The sequence below is a fragment of the Nocardia sienata NBRC 100364 genome, from assembly GCF_001613205.1.
Taxonomy (GTDB): domain Bacteria; phylum Actinomycetota; class Actinomycetes; order Mycobacteriales; family Mycobacteriaceae; genus Nocardia; species Nocardia sienata.
In genome coordinates this window covers 1-16,000 of record NZ_BDBX01000005.1, presented here as the reverse complement: position 1 = coordinate 16,000, position 16,000 = coordinate 1, and the positions used below count along the sequence as shown (strand labels likewise).

General features: G+C 69.7%; 17 protein-coding genes and 1 tRNA gene. 3 read left to right on the top strand and 15 right to left on the bottom strand.

What is annotated here, in order from left to right; translation table 11 throughout:
* Window positions 1–12 precede the first annotated feature (12 nt).
* The 10 genes from NS4_RS05740 to NS4_RS05700 all read right to left on the bottom strand — a co-directional run bounded on the left by NS4_RS05740 (window position 13) and on the right by NS4_RS05700 (window position 7,656).
* Window positions 13–1,233 (bottom strand): styrene monooxygenase/indole monooxygenase family protein, encoded by a 1,221-nt coding sequence (locus NS4_RS05740; RefSeq protein ID WP_063058455.1) that lies wholly within the window; start codon window positions 1,231–1,233, stop codon window positions 13–15.
* Between the two features lie 252 nt (window positions 1,234–1,485).
* Window positions 1,486–1,558 (bottom strand) — tRNA-Asp (locus tag NS4_RS05735).
* A gap of 280 nt (window positions 1,559–1,838) precedes the next feature.
* Window positions 1,839–2,573, bottom strand: coding sequence for a DUF7873 family protein (locus NS4_RS05730; protein ID WP_063058454.1), 735 nt, complete (start codon window positions 2,571–2,573; stop codon window positions 1,839–1,841).
* Window positions 2,574–2,726: 153 nt separating this feature from the next.
* The gene (locus NS4_RS32005) at window positions 2,727–2,885 is read right to left on the bottom strand and encodes a hypothetical protein (protein ID WP_157105906.1); all 159 of its coding nucleotides are present in this window, start codon (window positions 2,883–2,885) and stop codon (window positions 2,727–2,729) included.
* Window positions 2,886–3,387: 502 nt separating this feature from the next.
* Window positions 3,388–3,888, bottom strand: coding sequence for a metallophosphoesterase family protein (locus NS4_RS05725; protein ID WP_063058648.1), 501 nt, complete (start codon window positions 3,886–3,888; stop codon window positions 3,388–3,390).
* A gap of 58 nt (window positions 3,889–3,946) precedes the next feature.
* Window positions 3,947–4,639 carry a PhzF family phenazine biosynthesis protein gene (locus NS4_RS05720; protein ID WP_063058453.1) on the bottom strand — a complete coding sequence of 231 codons (693 nt, stop codon included), beginning with the start codon at window positions 4,637–4,639 and terminating at the stop codon, window positions 3,947–3,949.
* 170 nt (window positions 4,640–4,809) lie between these two features.
* A complete protein-coding gene (gene mbp1, locus NS4_RS05715; protein ID WP_063058452.1) occupies window positions 4,810–5,052 on the bottom strand; it encodes a microaggregate-binding protein 1 in 243 nt (80 codons plus the stop codon).
* A 279-nt stretch (window positions 5,053–5,331) separates the two neighbouring features.
* Window positions 5,332–5,634, bottom strand: coding sequence for a hypothetical protein (locus tag NS4_RS05710; RefSeq protein WP_063058451.1), 303 nt, complete (start codon window positions 5,632–5,634; stop codon window positions 5,332–5,334).
* Window positions 5,635–5,974: 340 nt separating this feature from the next.
* Complete coding sequence (locus NS4_RS05705; protein WP_063058450.1) at window positions 5,975–6,988, bottom strand: HEAT repeat domain-containing protein; 1,014 nt, start codon at window positions 6,986–6,988, stop codon at window positions 5,975–5,977.
* Window positions 6,982–7,656 (bottom strand): HEAT repeat domain-containing protein, encoded by a 675-nt coding sequence (locus NS4_RS05700; RefSeq protein ID WP_218020312.1) that lies wholly within the window; start codon window positions 7,654–7,656, stop codon window positions 6,982–6,984. The genes NS4_RS05705 and NS4_RS05700 overlap by 7 nt, the downstream gene beginning before the upstream one ends.
* Before the next feature lie 211 nt (window positions 7,657–7,867).
* Between NS4_RS05700 and NS4_RS05695 the strand changes: the two genes are divergently transcribed.
* A complete protein-coding gene (locus NS4_RS05695) occupies window positions 7,868–8,680 on the top strand; it encodes an SAM-dependent methyltransferase (RefSeq protein ID WP_245665110.1) in 813 nt (270 codons plus the stop codon).
* Window positions 8,681–8,752: 72 nt separating this feature from the next.
* On the opposite strand, the gene NS4_RS05690 is transcribed toward NS4_RS05695, so the two are convergent.
* A complete protein-coding gene (locus NS4_RS05690) occupies window positions 8,753–9,703 on the bottom strand; it encodes a YihY/virulence factor BrkB family protein (protein WP_084486867.1) in 951 nt (316 codons plus the stop codon).
* A gap of 70 nt (window positions 9,704–9,773) precedes the next feature.
* The gene (locus NS4_RS05685; protein WP_063058447.1) at window positions 9,774–10,580 is read right to left on the bottom strand and encodes an SDR family NAD(P)-dependent oxidoreductase; all 807 of its coding nucleotides are present in this window, start codon (window positions 10,578–10,580) and stop codon (window positions 9,774–9,776) included.
* A 158-nt stretch (window positions 10,581–10,738) separates the two neighbouring features.
* Between NS4_RS05685 and NS4_RS05680 the strand changes: the two genes are divergently transcribed.
* Window positions 10,739–11,242, top strand: coding sequence for a thioesterase family protein (locus NS4_RS05680; protein ID WP_084486865.1), 504 nt, complete (start codon window positions 10,739–10,741; stop codon window positions 11,240–11,242).
* A gap of 55 nt (window positions 11,243–11,297) precedes the next feature.
* On the opposite strand, the gene NS4_RS05675 is transcribed toward NS4_RS05680, so the two are convergent.
* The 3 genes from NS4_RS05675 to NS4_RS05665 all read right to left on the bottom strand — a co-directional run bounded on the left by NS4_RS05675 (window position 11,298) and on the right by NS4_RS05665 (window position 14,533).
* A complete protein-coding gene (locus NS4_RS05675) occupies window positions 11,298–12,377 on the bottom strand; it encodes a saccharopine dehydrogenase family protein (protein WP_063058446.1) in 1,080 nt (359 codons plus the stop codon).
* 63 nt (window positions 12,378–12,440) lie between these two features.
* The gene (locus NS4_RS05670; RefSeq protein ID WP_245665108.1) at window positions 12,441–13,715 is read right to left on the bottom strand and encodes a PP2C family protein-serine/threonine phosphatase; all 1,275 of its coding nucleotides are present in this window, start codon (window positions 13,713–13,715) and stop codon (window positions 12,441–12,443) included.
* Window positions 13,712–14,533, bottom strand: a complete 822-nt coding sequence (locus NS4_RS05665; RefSeq protein WP_063058444.1) for an alpha/beta fold hydrolase — start codon at window positions 14,531–14,533, stop codon at window positions 13,712–13,714. Before NS4_RS05665 ends, NS4_RS05670 begins: the two co-directional genes overlap by 4 nt.
* Window positions 14,534–15,210: 677 nt before the next feature.
* Between NS4_RS05665 and NS4_RS05655 the strand changes: the two genes are divergently transcribed.
* Window positions 15,211–16,000, top strand: a 790-nt coding sequence (locus tag NS4_RS05655; protein ID WP_439955759.1) for a hypothetical protein, incomplete at its 3' end; no start/stop codon positions are given.

The window sequence follows — 16,000 nt, the reverse complement described above, 5'->3', positions numbered from 1 at the left end:
GCGCCATCGCGATCACCCGAGCGAGGCGGGGTCCGCGTCCCGGGCGGTGGTGAAGCGGACCATATCGGCCGGCCTGGCGAAAGTGTCGGCGAAGGCGTTCGCCAGTGCGGGATCGTCCTGCGCGGCCAGCATGAACTGCTGCATCTCGGCCGGCGGGTCGAGCACCGCCGCCGTCCACCGCGCGGCATGGTGCGCGGTCCCGGTGAGCCAGGGCGTCGCGGCCGACATCATCCAGGACCGGTCGAACGGCCCGTCCGGGCAGTCCAGGATCGCGGCGGCGTAGGCCTGCGCGCAGTGGGCGGCGTTGTTCGCGCCCTGGGCGCCACCAGGATCCATCCGGCACACCACGTCACCGCCCCCGAGCACCGGCCGCCCGGAGGGAAGGGTTCCCACCGGCCGGCGCACCGCCGGCTTCACCGCACCCGTCAGTGCGGCACGGGCATCGGTCAATTCGGCCGTGCGATAGCGATCCGCGAGATCGGCGGGCAGATGGGTGTCCAGCAGACGAAGGGCCCGCCGCAACTGCTCCGACGGTGGGTCATTCGGGGCGAAGACATCGAGGGGGCCACCGTGGCGGGCCTCGATCAGCAGCATCTCGCACCGCCGCTCCGCGCCGGGCGCACCGGTGAGCCCGGGATAGGAGATCACTTCACCCAGACCGGGAAGCGATACATAGATTCCGAGGTCGTCCGGGTCCGGGGTCACACCCTCGAGGTAGAGCACGGCCAGCTGCCGGGCGGGGCGGCCGGGCGCGGGCCAGCCGGGGTCGGCGGGAAAGCACGCGGCCAGCTCGCCCGACGCGCGGGTGACCACTGTCAGGTCGTATTCGGCCGCCCGGCGGTCCACTTCGGCCACCGGCGGATCGCCGATCTCCAGATCCCCGCCCGCGTCGACATAGTCGGTGAGCCAGCGCGCGAACACGGTGCGCTGATCGACGCTCTGCGCCGGCCGGGCGAACCGGCCGGTCCAGCCCAATACACGCTGGCCGTCCATCACCGCGGCCAGCCGGATGCCGCGTATCTCGGGTGCCGAAGATCGCCAATGTCCCAGTCCCGCAGTGGTTTCCAGGTCCAGTGTCGCCGGGAACTTGACCTGGGTGCTGGTCACCGTGCCGTTCAGCACGTCGGCGGCCGAACGGGCCGCCACCAGTGTTACCGGACGACCCGCGTGCAGCAGCCGATGTGCCAACGGGAGCCCGCATTCGCCTGCCCCCAGAATCCGGATATGTCCCATCACGCGTCCTCTCCTCTGACGATTCGGCCGGTTCGACGAGATGATCCTCGGCGCATAGGTGGGCTCGGCACATCGGTAACAGCTGCGCGAAATCAGCGGCGGCGATATGCCGGTATCCGCCGCACGAGCTTTCGGCCGCCGAACAGGAGGTGGCCGTCCCGGTTGCGGCGGGCACCTCGGCCGGGGGCTCTAGCAGCGGAGTCCGGCCGGGACAGGCGGAGGGGCCGGGAATACCCTTCCCGGCCCCTCCTGATAAACGAGTGGGATTCGAACCCACTACCGTCGGATCGATAGTCCGATGCTCTACCGGATGAGCTATCGTTCGTTCCACCTGTGATCGCCGAGTACGCGAGTGTGGTTCAGGGTGAGTAACCCCGCGCGTTTCCTTTACGCCACAGCGGCAGGGAGAGCCGCCACCGGGAATCGAACCCGGATCTCGGGGGTGCATCGCAGCACATCCGCCCGTCGTGCGATCGATGGAATTGTTGAGCTTGGAGCAAGAAGCTGAGTTTCTCGGCAGACCCTGGCAGCGTCTGCGCTGTGTAAGAATGAATTTCAGTCTCAGATTGTGCTCCATCCCCCCGCAGGGGGAGTCCGTGTCCCGGCTACCCGAACAGGTAGTCGAGGATGGCCCGGCCGGGCTCGACATCCGTCACGGGCGTCGCGTTCGCCGTCTCCCGGGCGACGCGCACCGCGTCGAGCAGCTTGCCGAGCCGATCGTCGATATCGCCGACCTCCTTCGCCGGCAGCGCGCCGGAGAACTTCGTGGTGGTCCAGCGGCCGACCACGACGTCCTCGTGATACACCTCCACCTGTGCCGGGTGCTTGTCGGTGGCCGGGGCCAGCACGTGGTTGCGCGGCACCTTCTTGGTCCGCACCGTCTGCGACGGCTGGGTGGCGTAGCAATCGCTGACCTCGTCGAACGACCACGACTCCGCCGGATCGAGGGTGGGCAGTTTGGCGACGAACTTCTTCAGCTCGCTGAGCTGCTTCTCCAGGAACAGCAGATAGGTGACCGGCAGGTCCCGCGCGACAGTCACGCCGTCGACGGTCACGTCGGCCTTGGCCGAGCAGTTCGCCGTATCCTTCGTCGCGGTCACATCGAACAACCGTGTCAGGGTGCTCTTCATATCCGCGATCACCTCACGCGCTCGTACCTGCACCCGCTTGGACTCCGCCGGTAGCTCTTCGCCCATATCGTCGAGCGGACGGTAGGTGCGGGAAATACCGGCCAGCAGATCGGCCTTGCCCACTCGCTGATAGGCGGCGGTCACATCCGCATTCGCCTGCGCCTTCGCGCCCTTCTCGATAGCGATGAGCTGATTCAGCTTGGTGGACAACGTATTTCCCTCCTCCGGTCACTTCGTCGCGACCCGGGAAACCGTAGCCGAGCGAGACCGGAGCATGCCACCGAATATCCGGCGCGCGGACCTTGCGGGCCGCGCGGCGGGTGTCACGACCGCGGATCTCCGGCCCTGCCGGGCGGCGTCCGATCAGGCCCGGCCGGGGGCACCGTGCGAGGCGGAACCGGGATCACCGGCGGCTTGCCGCTTTTCGAGCCACAAACTCACCGCCACCGCCACGTACGCGGCGGCGGCCGCCAGCCCCGGCAGGGCGAGCATCAGCGAAAGGAACGAGAGGAACGAAGACACAGGCCCTCCTGGAGCACGCGACGGGAACTGCCGAGCCGGTGCGCCACATTGCGTCACCGTCTCGCCGGGACATACCCATGTGCGGGCCGCGAAACGCACCTCGCCGCGCGGACCGTAGTGACAGTCGCCACCGAGCGCGGAGGAGAGAATGGAGGATTGCAGACGCGGGTTCGAGCGAGAACGCGGTAACCGGTGCCGTGCACCGGCTCGAGAACCTGCGCGCGCTGCGGGCGATCCCGCGTTACGTTCCACACTCGTGACCCCGAGGTGCCGATCGGCTCGGGGGCGCCGCGGTAACGGATCGTCCGCGCGATCACGGCGCACAGCAGGAGCAGTGGGACAGCGACGGTGGAGCCGAGGCCGCCGGTGGGCGCACGGTCGCCATCGTGCTTGCTCCTCACGGCACTCGTGCCCTGGCACGCCGCCCTTCCCGTCACCGCCGACGCCGTGCCGACCTGAGCGATCGCCCGTGCCCACTCCTTGCCGCCCGGTGGGCCGGGCCTCAGCGGTGGGGCACGACGTGCAGTGTTACCTCGATCAACTCCCCGGAGCGGATCTGCGCGGTCAGATAGGTGTGTTCGGGCTGTCGGCGGCGATCGGTCGGCGAACCGGGGTTGAGCAGGCGCAGACCGGTGTCGGTGACGCTGTCCCAGGGGATGTGGCTGTGGCCGAAGACCAGCACATCGGTCTCGGGAAAGGCTGCCGCACAGCGGCGTTCACGGCCTTTCGCGGGCCCGGTCTCGTGCACCACGGCCAACCGGAGGCCGGCGAGGTCTGCCCGGGCGATCTCGGGCAGCCGGGCGCGCAGCTCCGGTCCGTCGTTGTTGCCGTACACGCCGATGAGACGTGTGCTGCGTGCCGCGAGCCGGTCCAGCAGCGCGAGTTCCACCCAGTCACCCGCGTGTACCACGACGTCGGCCGCCTCCACCTCGTTCCAGAGAGTCGCCGGCAGATCCCGGGCCCGCTTCGGTACATGCGTATCGGACATGATGAGCAACCGCATGGGTCCGGTGTAGCACCCGGGCACTTCGCGCCGCATCCGCCCGGGAGCAGGACAGCGGCTAGAGCACGACCGGATGATCGGAGATCACGCGTCCGCCCAGATGAACCCATCCGGCGGGGTCGTGCCGGGTGAACAACTGGGAACCCTGTCCCTGGGTGATGGTCAGGTCGCGACCGAGCCGGGCGGTGAGGGCGATGGCGGCCGCGCCGGTGGCCTCGTCCTCGGCAATGCCCATGGCGGGTGCGAACATGCGGGAACGTATCACGCCACGAGACCGGTCGGTCCAGGCCCAGACGTAGTGGTGGCCCCTGTCGAAATCGGTGGGCGTCACGGTGCCGAGGAGTTCGGTGTCGTCGAATTCGTGGAAAGTGAATTCGGGTGCCCATTCCGGCCGGGCCCGCACCCAGGTGAGACCGGCATCCGAGGTGACGTTCACCGGCCCGGCGGGCACCTCGAGCGTTCCGACCGGCGTGCCCTGATCGGCCAGCCACCAGGCCGTCCCGACGGTGGGGTGGCCGGCGAAGGGGAGTTCGACGGCGGGGGTGTAGATGCGCAACCGGGCGATTTCGCCGGCCGGCGCCTCGACCACCACGGTCTCGCTGTAGCCGAGCCGGGCGGCCAGCGCTTGGTGGTCGTCGCCTTCCACATCGGCGGCCCGGGCGATACCCAGAGGATTGCCCCATCGGCCCGCGGTATCGGTGAAGACCCGGACGACCTCGACCTGTGTACTGTCCTGCTCTGGCGTGCCCACGGAGCCAGACTAGTCGAATGTGACCACCGTTCCGGGGGCCCGGAGTCGCAGCACGCAGCGGCACAGTACGGCGGTAGCGGCGGCGGGTGGATTCACCGTCGCGCACGACGACGGCGGCCGCCCGGTATGTCACCGGTGCGGCCGCCGTCGGCCGGTGCGGGTGTCGGCCGTTACCTGCCCTGATGCGAACGCTGGCGCGTCTCCTCCAGGTCGGCCTCGGAGCGAGCCTTTTCGGCCTCGGCTTCCTTCTGGGCGACCTCGCGTTGCGATTCGGCCTTGTCCTGCTGGGCGATACCCTCGTCCCGCAGGTCGTTGCGCCCGGCCACGGTGCCCGCGACCTCCTTGGCCTTGCCCTTGACGCCCTCGACGGCGCCTTCCAGTCCTTCCCGGGGGCCAGTGCGATTCTCGGCCACGATATCTACCTCCGATGTCGATTGTTCGGGTGGACACGGGGCGCATACCCGGCATGCGCGGGTTCAATCCGGATCGTCTTGGAGTCTCGATAGGCGAGGGCCGGGCTCGATCGCCGGGCGGACATGTGCTGACACATGTCGCCGCGTCGCCGGGAGCGGCGATGCCTCGGCGCACCACCAGGCATCTCGGGACGTAGTGGCGGGTGCCGTGGCGCACGGTCGCCGCGGCGGCGCAGGACACGACCCGTCGGCGCATGCGGGCGGGCCGCGCGGCGATGATCAGGCGCCGAGCAGCCGGATCTCGGTTTCGAGTTCGGCGGCCTGCACGGTCAAGGCGTTGTCGTCGGGGTCCGCGCCGACCCGGTCGACGAGGGCGGCCCGGGTGATGACGGGAAGCCCCTGGGCGGCGACATCGGGATCGGTCTCGACCCGGACCGCGCCGCCTGCCAGCGCCAGTGTGGCCTGCGTGTTCTCCGCGTCGAGCAATCGGCGCAGATCGTCGGGCGTGATCTGGGTGTGTGGTTGCTGTGGGGAGTTTCCGGCGGCCGGCCGATCCTCCGGTGTGGGGCTCTCGGTAGTCATGGTCCCCGGTTGCCCGGCCGGATCGGAGGGAAACCTACGCCGGTCAGCGCCCGTTTCCCGGACCGGTCGCTTATCGCATCTCTACCGGCGCGACGTATCCGGCCGCCTTCGCCGGGCAGGAAGACCCCGGTTATCGGGCGACCGCGGTGATGCTCGCCGAGAGCGATCTGCGCCTGGCCTTCGACGAGGCGGCCTCACCCGAGCGCGCCGGAGTGCTCACACCTACCACCGCACAGGGGAGGCTCTCAGCGACCGGCTGCGTGCGGCCGGGATGAGTATCGAGATGACGGCGGACCGGGCCCGGCGAGCGAATCGGCCGGAATCTCGCGGGCAATGGAAGTCACTCGGTGGGGCGCTGCGCGAGCATCCCCGCGAGAGCCGACGCGATGAGAGCGACGTCGTGATCGGGGTCGTCGGCCAGCTCCCGCAGAACGCCCAGTGCCGGGCTCACCGGCATCTCGGCGAGAGCCTGGGTGAGGCGTATCCGCACCGCCGGCTCGGTGGTGTGCGCGGCGAGCTGCGCGGTCAGGGCGTTCATGATCCGGTCGGTGAGTTCGGCGTCCCGTGCCAGTGAGCCCAGGACCTCGGCGGCATCCACGTCGTTGACGCCCTCGACCACCATATCGACGAGCACCGCGACGGCCGCCGGCTCGCCACGCGCCCCCGCGGCCAGCGCGGCGGGCCGACGCACCGCCGCGTCCGGGTCGGTGAGTGCGCCGGTGAGCGCGGCGCTCGCGTCGTCGCCGGACATCTCGGCGATCGCGAGTACCGCGCGCCGCCGGATAGCGGCGTCCGCGGCGCGCAGACCGGCCCGCACACCGGCCAGACCGTCCCCACCCGCTCGGGCGAGCGCCCAGCGCAGGGCACCGGCGACATTCGGATCGGATTCGGTGAGGACTGCCCCGGCCAGCAGTTCGGTGGATACCGGCATCTCCTCGGCCGAGGCCAGCACGGTTTGCTGCCGGCGCGCGGCATTCGGTGAGTTGAGCCCGTGCAGCAGTTCCACGATGCGCAGCACATCGGGCCAGCCCGCCGGCGTGGAGGCATCGACGGTGCGGAGCCGGTCGAGGAGCTCCTGCTCCCGCCGCACCCGCGCCTCGGTCCGCCGGATGAGCGCGCCGACCAGCTCCGCCGGGGTGAAGGCGGGATCCTGCAGGGCCCGCCCGACCTCCCGTAACGAAAGACCCAGCGAGCGCAGACTTTCCACGTGGAAGATCCGCCGGATGTCCGCGGGGGCGTACTCGCGGTAGCCGCCGACTGTGCGGCCGGTCGGGCACACCAGTCCGAGCGAGTCGTAGTGTCGCAGCATCCGGGTACTCACTCCCGACCGGCGCGCCACCTCCCCGATCAGCATGCCGCCGACCCGGCTTGTTCCGGACCGAGCGCGACGATCCGTTTCGCCTCGGCGATATCCGGATCGAAACCGGCATCCGGGTCGCGCAGCAACCGTTCGGTGGCACGGGCGTGTGCGCGCACCGCCGGATTCGGGTCGGCCATTCTCGCCTGCACCGCCGGTCCGGCATGGTCGCCGAGGGCCACCAGTGCCCGGCTGAGACTCAACTGAACGCTGCGGTCGCCGCGTCCGAGTTGCGTCGCCAGATCCGCGGCCAGCGCCTCGCGCCCGTCGGCCGGTACGAGGATCACGGCAGCGCGCCAGGCGCTCCGGGCGACCTCGTCGTCGGCGTCGTGCAGCAGCGACCGGGTGATCGCCGGCCATACGGATCCGTCGCCGATCTTGGACAGTGTGTGCAGCGCCTGACTGCGGGCCTGCGGGCCCGTGGAACGCAGTTCCGCGCGCAGTACCGGCACGGTGACCTCGGCCGGATGGCGGATCAGCGCCCAGGTGAGCATGTCGCGGACGTAGAAATCGGGTTCGACCGCGCACCGTGCGACCAGTGCGTCGACGAGGCCGGGGCCGGGGTTCGTCCCGGCGGCCAGCGCCGCCTGGAGCCGGGTCGACGAGTCCGGGGCGCGTAACGCCTCGAGCAGGCGCGTATCGGGTGAATCGAATTTCGGGTCGATGGGGACCACCTCCTGCGCTCAGTCAAGACCTTGTCACAGTGTCAGGGTCAAGTACCGGAGGTCCGGGCACCTCACGCGGGAGTCGTCGACGACATCGTCGCGACCTCGTACGGTGTCATCGGGTCGGTATGCCGGAATGTGTTGGGCGACTTGCCCGGATGCGGTATACCTGCGGGGTACCGACCGCACGACGTCACAAGGAGCATCCGCCGTGTCCGACGGCTCTATCGATCTGCGTACCGATGTCGCGCATCCCGCGCGCATGTACGACTACTTTCTGGGCGGCAAGGATTCCTACGATGCCGACCGAGCCGCGGCCGAACAGGCACTGCGCGATTTTCCGGCGGTCCGGCTGACCGCGCGCACCAACCGCGAATTCATGCGCCACGCCACCCGCTATCTCACCGAGCAGGGCATCCGCCAATTCCTCGATATCGGTACGGGTATCCCGACCGAACCCAACCTGCACCAGGTCGCTCAGGGCCTCGCGCCGGAATCGCGGGTGGTCTATGTCGACAACGACCCGATCGTGCTCGCCCACGCGCGGGCGCTGCTGGTGAGCACCGAAGAGGGGCGCACCACCTACATCCAGGCCGACGCGGGTGATCCGGAATCCATCCTCGCCGCGCCGGAACTGCGCACGACGCTGGATCTGTCCCAACCGGTGGCGGTCTCGCTCATGGCCCTGCTGCATTTCGTGCCCGGTGATGTGTACGAGATCGTCGACACGTTGATGGCGCCGCTGGCGCCGGGTTCGTATCTGGCGATGTCTCATGTCACGACAGAGTTCGACGAGGGCCCCGACGACCCCGACGGTATGGCCCGGCTGTTGCAGGTCTATGTGGATCGCGGGATACCGGTGCGGCCGCGTACCCGCGCGGAGGTGGCCCGGTTCTTCGATCAGCTGGAACTGGTGGAGCCGGGCGTCGAAGTGATCCATCGGTGGCGCAACTCGGGTATCGAGCATCCGCGAAGCCATGACAAGAAGGTGTCGCTCTACGGTGCCGTGGGCCGGAAGGTCTGAGACGTAGCGTCGCCCGCGGCGCGGACGGTTGTGGCCGGACACCGGTAGCGGTTCCGGCCACGATGGGCGAATTCACCGGGTGACCGCACCGTGGTCCGATTCGGTGACGGCCGGGATCGGCCGGTATCCCCGGTCGCCGACGCCCTCCGCGTCGGGTGGCGTGGGGCGGCGGGCCCGTTGGGCGTCGACCACCGCTCCCAGCAGCACCGCGAAATTGGCCACCCACAGCCAGACGAGGAAGACGACCGCCGCCGCCAGCGAACCGTAGACCTTGTCGAACGAGTCGAAATGGGCTGCGTAGAACGACAGGCCGGCCGAACCGGCCAGCCACACCGCGACCGCCAGCGCGCTCCCCGCGGTGAACCAGCGGAACGGCTGCCCGGTCACATTGGGCGCGACCCAATACAGCAGTGACAGGGCGAAACTCACCACCAGTGCGAGTACGACCCATCGCAGGATCGCCCAGATCCCGTGCACGAAAGGTAGATCGGCGAGGTCACCGCTGTATCGTCCGGCCATACCGTCGGTGATCACGAAACCCAGGCCGGTGAACACCATCATCGCGATCAGGACCACGCTGAGCGACAGTTGCAGGAGTACCGTCCTGGGCCGGGATCGGCTCTCCGCCACGGAGTACAGGGCGTTGGCGGCCCGGATGAACGCGCCGATATAACTCGATGCCGTCCACAGCCCCGAGACCAGTCCCGCGATCGCGATAGGCGCCGACCAGGCCCGGACCTGTTCGAGGTGGCGCACCGAATCGGCGAGCAGGGTCCGGCTGCCCTGCGGGCCGACATGGCTCGCCGCTCCGGCGAGCACACCGGCCGGCTCGGGTCCGGCCAGGCCGAGCGCGGCGACGGTGAGCAACAGGGCCGGAAACAGCGACAGCATGCTGTAGTACGTGAGGGCCGCCGCCCAGTCGGACAGCTCGTCCGACCATGCCGCCCGCAGTGTGCGCACCAGGATTCGGACCCCGCCGCGCCGCAGCACTTGAACGCGAACTCCGCGATAACGCCGATCCATCCCCGGCAACACCTCCGGTTCCCTCGGCTACCCGTGCTGTGCGCTGCGCAAACGCGACCGCGTCGGTGACTCACATATGAGAGCCTCCGTCGACGCGCACCTCGGTCCCGGTGACGAAATAGGCATCCGGGGAGCCGAGCATCGCCACCACCGCGGCTACCGCGTCGGGTCCGGCGAACGGTGAGCCGGCCGGTAGCGGGAGTGCCGGCGCGGCCTTGGCGAACAAGGCGATATCGGCATCGGCGGGCAGGCCGGGACCGAGGCTCTGTCCGGACGCACCGCTTCCATCGGTCATCCCCGACGAGATGGAACCCGGTTGGACGGAATTGAACCGGATGCCCTGTCGGCCGAATTCCATTGCCAGCGCGTGGGTCATGGCCTGGATACCGCCCTTGGACGCCGCGTAGGCGGACATATATGGGTGGGCGAACACCGCGGAGGTGGAGCTGAAATTCACGACCGCCGGTGCGTTTCCGGCCCGCAGTGCGGCCAGGGACTCGCGCGTGACCACGAAGGTGCCGACGAGATTGATCCGCAGGATCTGCTCGAAGTCGGCGACGGAGGTCTGTTCGAAATGTGCCGACCGTAGGACACCGGCGGCATTGACCAGGGTGTCGAGTCCGCCGAGCCATCGCAGGGCCGCGGCCACTCCGGCGCGGACCGACTCCTCGTCCGCGATATCCATGATCGAGGTGCTCAGCCGTGCCCGATCGGCGCCGGCCTTGTCCAGCGTATCCTCGAGTCCGGCCGCGCTGATGTCCGCGGCGACCACCCGGCCGCCTTCCCGCAGTATGCGCAGCGTTGTGGCCTGACCGATACCGGATCCGCCGCCGGTGACGAGGACGCGGCGGCCGCTGTATCGCTGGAGATCGGTCATGGGAGGGCTCCTGTCGGAAGTTGTGGCTCGGCGGGCGGTGCGAACGGCGCGCCGCCCGACTCCCGAGGATGCGGGCCCGAGCCGACGGCGGACCGCGAGATTCCGCTGAGTGGACGCTCGGCTCCGTGGCCGGTCCGGTGCCCTCGAGAATCACGCGTATGAGCGATGGACTTCCCACACCGGACCAGCTGACCTCGCTGACCGGGACCGTGACCGGCACGGTCACCGCCGAGACCTTGGACGGCGGCGACCATATGAATGTCGTGCAGTACCTGCGATGGGGCACCGCCGGGGCCGACGCGCTCGTCCGGGAAGTCGGCATCGACGACACCTACCGCGCCGAGCGGAAGATGGGGCTGTTCACCACCCGGCACCACCTGGCCTATACCAGCGAACTACGCGAAGGTGATCGATTCGCGGTCGCCGGCCGGATCCTCGACCGCGGCGCGAAGGCCGTGCACATGATGACCTTCCTCGTCGACACCGGCCGCGGCCGGATCGCCAACACGCTGGAGATCCTGCTGGTCCACGTGGACTTGCGGGACCGGCGTGCGGTCGAGCTGCCCGCTGATATCGCCGGCTCGCTCGACGAGCACATCGCGCGCTCCCGTGCGCTGCCCTGGCAGGCCCCGGTCTGCGGCGCCATCGGGATCCGGCGATAAGGCACGAGCCGCCCAGCGGCGCGAACCCCGTCGGGCAGGGCACGGCCCCGGCTGGCTACCGGGTCAGTCCGGCGCCGGCCGCACCGGCGGTGAGCGCCTCGAGACCGAACGCTTCGACGGGGCCCAGCGCACCGGTGCCCCGCAGACCACTGTCGAGCGCGGTCTGCGCGCCCCAGGCGAGGATGGCCGCGGTGAAGTCGTAGGGGTCGCCGCCCGTCAGGGTCACCGAGGCGAGGACCGCCCCGGCTGTATCGCGTGCCTGCGCCACCGCCCATGTCCGGGTCCGGGCCCGCGCGGTGGCCGCCGGACCCCCGGTCGAACCCTTCACGACTCGGGTCAAGGCGTTCTCGGCCAGTCGTTTGACCGGGCCGACGTGGGCGAGGGCGCCCGTGAGCATCGAGGTGATCTGCAGGCCGTGCGCCGCCTTGCTGGGCATACCGAGGTAGACGTCGGCATCACGCAGGTGCGGGTAGGCCCGGGTGAGCGCGAAATGTTCCGAACCGGGCACCGACGCGCCGGTGAACTCTCGGCCGGCGACGTCGAAACTGCGGACGTGCGCAGCCGTACGCTGGGGCACGACCCGGCCGCCGCGCAGGGCGAAACCCTCTTCGAAGAGCATGCCCGCCATCGATGCCCGCGTCCCGCCACTGGTGCCGGGATCGGTGATGAAGTAACCGATATCCGCGCGGACCGCCTCCGGGGCTTCGGCCAGTGCCAGACCGGCGGCCAGATTCCCGGGCACGTAGTCGTACCCGAAGGCGGTGAGCAGGCCGACGCCCGCCCGGCGGGCCACGTCGTCGTGCTCGAAGACGGTGCGGATGAACGGGCCCTCACCGGTGGAGTCGAAATAATGCGCCCCCGCCTCGACGGCCGCGGCCAGTGCGGGGGCGCCGTAGCGCAGGAACGGCCCGACGGTGCTGATCAGCACATCGCCGGGCCCGAGCAGGGCCCGGACCGAATCCGGGTCGGTCACATCGGCCACCGCGGTGTCGGCACCGCCGACGTCCGCAGCCAATTTCTCCAGGGCGGTCGCATTGCGTGCGGCCAGCACGGGTGCGGCGCCCCGGCCGACCAGGATCTCGGCGATGAGCCGGCCGGTGTAACCGGTGGCTCCGAAAAGAACGATCTTCGGCATCACTGGTACTTCCTTCTCTGTGCTCGGTGGGGCGGGACATGACGTCGCAGTGCGCCGGCACGGTCACGCGCGCCTGTCGTGGAGATGTCGCGGCCCCGACAAGTGCAGGGCCAGAAGCGCGGTGTCGTCGGTGACACCGGTGCCGAGCGAATCGAGCAGTTCGGTGACCGCGGCGATGGTTCCGGTGGCGGTCGCGGGAGCGAGATCGCGAGCGAAGTCGAGTAACGCCGACTCCCCGTAGAAGCCCTCGGCAGTGCGCGCTTCGGTGAGTCCGTCGGTGTAGAGCAGCAACGTCGCGCCGGGCTCCAGGGTGAAGGTGACGGTCGAGACCGCGGCGTCCGGGAACACCCCGACCAGTTGCCCGCCGGGAGTGTGCAGGTAATCGGCCGTACCGTCGGCGCGCAGCAACAGGGCCGGAGGATGCCCCCCGGAGGCGAGGGTGACGGTGGCACGGGCACCGTCGGCACCGTCGGTCAGGGTGAGCCGGCCATAGATAACGGTGCAGAAGCGGGGATGGCCGCGGCGGTGGTCACGCACCATGGTGGTGTTCAGATGCCGCAGCACCGCGGTCGGATCCGAGTCGTAGACCGCGGCGGCGCGCAGCGTGTACCGGGCGAGCGAGGTGATGGTGGCGGCGAGCGCTCCCTTGCCGCAGACGTCGCCGAGGAAGAAACCCCAGGTTCCCGGAGAAATGGGGAACAGGTCGTAGAAGTCGCCGCCGACCTCGTCGGGGGAGGCGGCGTGGTAGTGCGCGGCCACATCGGCTCCGGGAACCGGCTCGAGTGCGGCGGGCAGCAGCGAGTGCTGCAGGGTCGCGTTCAGCCGTTGCAGGCGTTCGCGGTCGCGTTCGGCCTCCCGGCGCGCGCGCAGCAGTTCGGTTTCGTAGGCGCGGCGCTCGCGGGCGTCGAAGACTGTGGTCCGGATCAGCAGCGGCTCCTCGTCCGCTCCGGTCTTCACCGTGGAGGTCACCAGTACGGGCAGCCGTGAGCCGTCGGCGGTCCGGAGTTCGAGTGCGATACCGCTGAGATGGCCCTGCATCCGCAGCAGCGGCGCGAAATGGGTTTCGTGGTAGAGACGCCCACCGACGGTGAGCAGATCGCTGAAGTGACGTCGCCCCACCAGTTCTTCGCGCCGGTAGCCGAGCCAGTCCAGCAGCGTCGCATTGATCTTGGCGATCCGCCCGTCGAGCAAGGTGGACAGATAGCCACAGGGGGCGTGCTCGTACAGGTCTTCGACGTCGTCCTCCAACAGGGCGGTGAACTCCGCACGTTGCTCCGGATCGTCCGGTTCGAACCCGGCGCGTTCCGGTCCTGAGCCGCCCGCGCGGCACATCATCATGATAGGTCGCGTACGAAGCCGGTGATCGCGGCGGCGGTCTCTTCGGGAGCCGCCAGTTGTGGACAGTGGCCGGTCGCGGTGAGGGTCACCAACCGGCTGCCGGGGATGCGGGAATGTACGAACTCGCCGACCTCCGGTGGGGCGATCGCGTCGTTCGAGCACTGTGCCACCAGCGTCGGGACCCGCACGGCCGCGAGATCGTCTCTATTGTCGGACAGGAAGGTCACCCGGGCGAAGATCTGGGCGATCTCGGGATCGGTGCGGCAGAACGTCGTCTCCAGTTCCTGCGCGAGTTCCGGGCGCTCCGGATTACCCATGATCACCGGCGCCATGGCTCCCGACCAGCCCAGATAGTTGGCATCCAGTGATTCGAGCAACTCGTCGATATCGTCGGCGCTGAAGCCGCCGCGGTACCCGCTCGCCGGGTCGTCGATGAAGCAGGGACTCGGCGCCAGCAGCACCAGACCCCGGAACAACTCTGGTTCCGCCGTGGCGGCAAGTACACCCATCATCGACGCCACCGAATGACCGACCAGCACCACCGGGCCGAGATCGATCGCCCGGCACACCTGCCGGATGTCCTCGGCGTAGCCGGCCATCGCCGAGTAGCGCTGGGGGTCCCACGCCGAGGGATCCGACCGGCCCGAGCCCACGTGATCGAACAGGACAACTCTGAACTGCTTGGCCAACAGTGGCGCTACCAGGCGCCAGAGGCCCTGGTCACAGCCGAAACCGTGCGCGAGGACCACCACCGGCGCATCGGCGGGACCCAGCACGACCACACGATTTCTGTTCAGCACATCGACCACGGAACTCATCCTCGCAGAAGTACCCCGTCGGGCCGCGCCCAGACGGCCGCCGCGGCTTACTTCGCTTTGCGTACCACCGAGTGGGCGCCGGCGACCCTCCGGGCTGCGGCCGGTGGCTCGGTGACCTCACGCCGTCGCTTGCGGTCCCGCCGGCGCCGGACCCGGACTCTTCCCATACCGGGAGAGTCGTCGTCATCGCGTGACGGACCGCAACGTTTCACACTGGTTCCATGTCTGTGCGCGTCATACCGTGGATGCCGGTCGAACTTATCCACGGCCCGGCCCGGCTGTAGTGACGACAAGCGGAGGCATCGTTGAGCGAGACTCCGAAGGTGAACACCGACGAGCTGCGGGCTTTGGTGACGACGCTGGAGAAGCTCATCTCCGATGCCTCCCGTGTCACCGGAGAACTGAAGGCCGCCATAGCCTCTGCCGAGGCGATATCGGCGCCGGGCACGGCGGACGTCGCCTCCTCGACGGCCGCGGTATCTGCCGAACACGGTGCACCGGTTCAGAATAGGCTCGGCACCGGTGGACTGTCCCGGACCTCGTCCGCTGTGCGCGCACCGGCTTCGAGCCCGTGGGCACGTAAGCGCGCAGCCACATCCGCTGTGGCGCGTCCCTCGGCCTCCGGTACGGCTCCCGCCGCGGCGCTCCTGGCATCACGCGCGGCTACAACAACCGAAATGCCGGCGGCAGCACGGCCGATGCCGGCCGCGCCCTCGCCGGCCGTGGACGGGGTGGGGCGACCCGCTTCGCCGCCGCCCCCCGTCGTGGCCGAACCGGCCGGGTCACGGCAGGCGCCACATCTGGTCGATCCGTCGCCCGGTCCGGTGCAGGCCGCCGCCGAGGGCCTGTCGTGCGAAACCCGGCGCGCGCCGGTACTCCCCGTGACCGGCGGTACGCCACCGGCCGTATCCGGTGCGCACGAACTCCATTCCGCGCTGCCGGACCCTCGCGAGGCGCTGACCGACACCCGTGCCGCTGCTACGGACAGCAGCGTGATCGTGGCCGCGGCGGGCGCAGGTGAGCGGGTGCCCCGAGAGTGCCCGGGTCCGCCCGAGCCCGCGGCCGGTTCCTCGTCGGGCCCGGCGGCGGGCTCGGGCGCTCTATACGCCGAGCCGGTCCTGCCCACGGGCCGAGCCGACGCGTCGGTGCCCGCGGACCGAGCCCAGGTCGCGGTCGGGCCACCCGAACGGCCGCGTATGGCTGCGCACAGCGAAACGACTCGGCCTCCGTCCCCCGAGCCCCGTCCCGCACCGCGCATGATCGAGTTGCCCCCCGAACTGTCGCTGCAACTGGCCCGGATCACGGCACCGGCCGGCGCCGGGCCGGTGTTGCGACCGGGCGGGCGGGTGCGCAAGGAGTCACCGGTCGGACCGGTGCGTTCAGAGGTGCCTGTGCCAGGGGAGTCACCGGTCGAGTCGGTGCGTGCGGAGTCACGGGTCGGGTCGGTGGGTCCGGTGGTACCGGTCG

Bases quoted from the DNA above. Each gene is read 5' to 3' on its own strand.
- NS4_RS05725 (WP_063058648.1), bottom strand. From the start codon at position 3,888: ATGCGGTTGCTCATCATGTCCGATACGCATGTACCGAAGCGGGCCCGG.
- NS4_RS05675 (WP_063058446.1), bottom strand. From the start codon at position 12,377: ATGCCGAAGATCGTTCTTTTCGGAGCCACCGGTTACACCGGCCGGCTC.
- NS4_RS05705 (WP_063058450.1), bottom strand. From the start codon at position 6,988: ATGCTGATCGGGGAGGTGGCGCGCCGGTCGGGAGTGAGTACCCGGATG.
- NS4_RS05740 (WP_063058455.1), bottom strand. From the start codon at position 1,233: ATGGGACATATCCGGATTCTGGGGGCAGGCGAATGCGGGCTCCCGTTG.
- NS4_RS05710 (WP_063058451.1), bottom strand. From the start codon at position 5,634: ATGACTACCGAGAGCCCCACACCGGAGGATCGGCCGGCCGCCGGAAAC.
- NS4_RS05665 (WP_063058444.1), bottom strand. From the start codon at position 14,533: ATGAGTTCCGTGGTCGATGTGCTGAACAGAAATCGTGTGGTCGTGCTG.
- NS4_RS05670 (WP_245665108.1), bottom strand. From the start codon at position 13,715: ATGATGATGTGCCGCGCGGGCGGCTCAGGACCGGAACGCGCCGGGTTC.
- NS4_RS05680 (WP_084486865.1), top strand. From the start codon at position 10,739: ATGAGCGATGGACTTCCCACACCGGACCAGCTGACCTCGCTGACCGGG.
- NS4_RS05690 (WP_084486867.1), bottom strand. From the start codon at position 9,703: ATGGATCGGCGTTATCGCGGAGTTCGCGTTCAAGTGCTGCGGCGCGGC.
- NS4_RS05685 (WP_063058447.1), bottom strand. From the start codon at position 10,580: ATGACCGATCTCCAGCGATACAGCGGCCGCCGCGTCCTCGTCACCGGC.